General features: G+C 29.0%; 4 protein-coding genes and 1 pseudogene. 4 read left to right on the forward strand and 1 reads right to left on the reverse strand.

What is annotated here, in order from left to right; translation table 11 throughout:
• Positions 1-925 (reverse strand): annotated as a pseudogene (locus tag FYJ33_RS16920) (transposase); the annotation flags it as partial.
• Positions 926-1,104: 179 nt separating this feature from the next.
• On the opposite strand from FYJ33_RS16920, the gene FYJ33_RS15755 reads away from it, so the two are divergent.
• The 4 genes from FYJ33_RS15755 to FYJ33_RS15770 all read left to right on the forward strand — a co-directional run bounded on the left by FYJ33_RS15755 (position 1,105) and on the right by FYJ33_RS15770 (position 4,066).
• Positions 1,105-1,407, forward strand: a complete 303-nt coding sequence (locus FYJ33_RS15755; RefSeq protein ID WP_154532882.1) for a hypothetical protein — start codon at positions 1,105-1,107, stop codon at positions 1,405-1,407.
• Positions 1,408-1,543: 136 nt separating this feature from the next.
• A complete protein-coding gene (locus FYJ33_RS15760; protein ID WP_154532884.1) occupies positions 1,544-2,548 on the forward strand; it encodes a hypothetical protein in 1,005 nt (334 codons plus the stop codon).
• 475 nt (positions 2,549-3,023) lie between these two features.
• Positions 3,024-3,386 carry a 6-carboxytetrahydropterin synthase gene (locus tag FYJ33_RS15765; protein ID WP_154532886.1) on the forward strand — a complete coding sequence of 121 codons (363 nt, stop codon included), beginning with the start codon at positions 3,024-3,026 and terminating at the stop codon, positions 3,384-3,386.
• A gap of 53 nt (positions 3,387-3,439) precedes the next feature.
• On the forward strand, positions 3,440-4,066 hold the full coding sequence (locus tag FYJ33_RS15770) for a 6-pyruvoyl-tetrahydropterin synthase-related protein (protein ID WP_154532888.1): 627 nt from the start codon (positions 3,440-3,442) through the stop codon (positions 4,064-4,066).
• Positions 4,067-4,152: the final 86 nt, after the last annotated feature.

Here is a 4,152-nt window from a genome sequence, read left to right on the forward strand (position 1 = left end):
TACAAGCATCCATTACAATCCACACATAGTGCTTAATACCTTTAACTTTGATATAGGTTTCATCGGCAGATAGAATCTTTGATGGTTTGTAGTCAAAAGTATCTACAAACGGCTTTATAACAGCAGCAGCTGTTAATGCATAATTGGCAACCATGGTGTGAGATATATCTATGCCGTGAACTTCTTTTAGAGCATGAGCAGTCTGTCTTGTAGAAAGCTTTAAATTAACATGATAAGTAAGACATAATCCCATTATGTGAGGACTAAACTTTTTAAAACTAAAACCTGTAGCGCACTCAGGAAGTGAGTATAAATCCATCTTGAAGAAGTTTATGGTAAATTCTCTATAAATATAGCGAAGCTTATATTTTGATTTTTCAGCATGGCTTATGTCTTTATCAAGTTTCTTTAAATTTGCAAGATAATAAGAGCACTTATCATTAGTGCACTTATGTATTTTAAAGTGTTTTCGTTCCTTATGTTCCGTAAGTGTCGAGCCACAGTATGGACATTTAAGAACTAATGGTTTTGTAACAAAATTAGACTCTTTAAATGTAGTGCCACAAACTTTACATTGATATTGGCCTTTACTGCCGTTGTTATCATAAATATATTCATGATTTGCACCACATTTAGGACAGACAATTTTGTGGGATATAGTTTTACCGTTACGTCTTTGGACGGGTTTGATAATTTTATTATATTTATGCTTGTAATACGCTAAAAGCAGTTTGTAATCAACCTGCTCAAAACGTTTGATTATAGGAAGTTTATCAACTTTGAACTTTTGATATTTAGGACTGTTAGAATCATCAAATTGCATTTGCTTAAGTGGAATATGTTGAGCAATAAATCCTATAAGTTGATAAATAATTTTAATTAGATATTGATTATATATTAGTAAATAAGTTATAATTGAATCCACAATAACGACATCCTTTCGTGTTTATTTTTGTATTCTAGGAGATTCAATTTTAACATGAAATTAGGGGCTCGTTGTTTTTTTATACAAAAAAACTTCCGAAACCTTGATATATAAATAAATTTTAAAGGAAAAAGTGTGAAGAAACTTTACACTAACTTTATGAAACGGAGTGTTGAGTTATGGAATGGTACTGTGCAGTGTGGAATTGTGATGAACTTAAGAGTTCAATGAGTGCAAATTATATATATGAAAGTATTTGTGAAGGCGATACATCACTTACATTTGATATAGATGTTATTGATGAATTTCAGGAAGAGTTAAATGAAAAAGTTAAGAACATTGAAGTAAGCAGAGGATCTGGATTTGTTATCATAGGATGTACATATGACAATGCTGAAAAAGTATATGAAAAGGTAATGGAACTGTCTAAGAAACATGAACTTTCTTTCTACGAACCTCAGAACATGACTTATAGATTTTAATTAGTCAATGGATAATATATATATAACGTATAGTAGAGATAAAAAATAAAATTTATGGGTTATTTTGGCGTACGTAATGATATAATAAAAGTAGGAATAATTATTTTAATTTTATAAAGGGTTTGAGGTTATGGTTATGAAAATTAAGAATATTTTTAAAAAGAGTTCAGAATGTAAAAATACCTCAAAAGAAAAAGGCAGCAGAAAGGAAGTAAATGATCCTCAAGGGCTGCTTGGGATTAACAAAGAACCAAATTATAATAATTTTTTAGCGTTATTTACTGTAGATAATAGTCCATGGGATTTCTATGATAAAGTAGGAATTAATATTGAGAATGATGGATTTTATTTTCTTCACAATAAAGTGGTAAATGTGGGGGGAGCATATGGTGGCAATAATACTTATAAACCTATAAAGAATACAGAAGAATATTTTTCGTACATTGAGAAAGCATTTAAGAATGAAAAAATATCACTTGAAGAAAAGGAAAATCTTAAATTAGTAACTAAAGAAAATTACAGAAGTATGATTAATAAAGAAATATATGATAAGAAAGTTGAAGCTTTACAAAAAGATGCACAGCAGAAGGAAAAGAAGAAACTTAAGATTTTAAAGGACAAGTTTATACAGCGTGACAATAAGATTAAATTTCATAAACATTCTTTAAAATCTTATAAAATGTATGATTTTACTGGCTTTAAATATAATGCATATTCACTTAATAATGGCGAATGTCTGTATTTAAGAAAAATAGGTGACAAGTACAGAATGCTTTATATCTACAGCAGATACAGCATAGTTGATGATTTTGTCAAAAATGAGGACAAGATTGATGAACTGCTTAATAACAGCGACTTTGCAGATAACGATTACGTTAAGATGATAGACAGGGATTTATCAGAAGATGAGTGCAGTTACATCATGACTGAGATTTATAACCGTTTTGCAGGAGATGTGCTGGAAACTAAATATGATTTTGAAGATCATATAGGCTGCTATGGAAACTTTAAGTTTAACATCGCTTTTAAAAATAAGGAGGATGTTAAAGTAACTGGTAATGATTATTTGCAGTGCAGGATTATTTACGATTTTATTTCTTTGATGGAGAAGATAGAGTTGAAGGAATATACTTTCCTATAGTAATTTAAGTGTTGCAAGACATATGAAGAAAAAACCTTAAGTGATCGCAGGAATCGAGGTCGGCTTCGGAATATGTCTTGCAGTTTTTTTATACAATAATATTAAAGAACTTGGAAATTAAGAATATGACTTTAATTTCTAAGTTTTTTTTGTAGAATGATGTATTTTACATAAAAAGTTGGAATAATACATATAAAGCCTACAAGTTATTAAATAGTTTTAATTCGATATTGATTATATATGAATAAATACGTTATGATTGAATTCGCAAAATGACATCCTTTAGTAATCTGAGTGTTGCAGGACATATGAAGAAACAACCTTAAGAGACCGCAGGGATCGAGGTCGGCTTCGCAATATGTATTGAAACCTTTTTTATATGAATAAACTTTCGAAATCTTGATATATAAATAAATTTTAAAGTGAAAAGTGTGAAGAAACTTTATACTAACATAAAAAAGATAGGTGTATACAAATGATAAGTGAATATAGATATAAATTTAATATAAACATTTCGCATAGCATTGAGAGTACTTTTGAAAAGAAGCATATTCATTCACATAATATAAGTATTACTGTCTTTGTGATAAATAATGAACAGGAGTTTATTTTGTATGATGAAATAGAAGATACCATAAAATCATATCTTGAGCAGTTTAATAAGAGATATATTAATGGAATAAAGCCTTTTGATAAAATAATTCCCACCATTGAAAATATAGGAATGGAGTTTTATAGGAATTTAAAAATAATCTTGGGAGAAAATAATTATATCCTTACAAGACTTGAAATAAGTGAAATTCCAACAAGAACATATATTATTAACGGGGAGGGTTAATTATAGAAACAGAAGATAAAATAGAAGAAATAAATGTAGATGAAAAGAATAATTTGAGATATTTAAAAGCTATAAGGAATCTGAAGATAATAAATGCAGCTTTGATTATCATTATCGCTGCTTTAATAGTAATGATTGTAATGCAGTATAGTGGTAATTATCCTAAAGGTAGTGATGTTTATGGACACTTATTTAAAGCAAATGTGCTTTATAATTCGATAAATAGTGGTGACATTTACCCTTTGTACACCGATTTATGGTATAACGGGCAGCAGCTTTTCAGATACTGGCCTCCAATGGCACATTACGTACTTGCACTTATGCAGTTTATCGAAGGTGGAAATATTCTTAATGCTTATGTGCTTTTTATTGGATTAAGCTTTATTATCGGAGGAAGTGGATGGCTTATTTTTGGTATTATTGAGGACAGGATAGCTTTAGGAGCAATAATTGCCGTTATGTATTTTTTCCTTCCTGATAATATGAGAGTTTGTTTTTCAGAAGGCAATGTTCCTAGGATTTTTATAACTGCACTTATACCTTATGTGTTTTTGATAGTGTGGCAGATTATATATTATAAGAGAAAGAAGTATATAATACCACTTGTTTTGCTAATGTGTGTAATTATTTTTACACATAGTTTGTGTCAAGTAAATGTTGGCAAAAATATATCTTTTTAAACTTTTTATTAATTATCCATTATTTTACATATAAATTGTATTTTTTCCCTTCCCTATAAATCTATTTTATGTATATGATAAATCTC

Origin of the sequence: Inconstantimicrobium porci (assembly GCF_009696465.1) — a bacterium.
Taxonomy (GTDB): domain Bacteria; phylum Bacillota; class Clostridia; order Clostridiales; family Clostridiaceae; genus Inconstantimicrobium; species Inconstantimicrobium porci.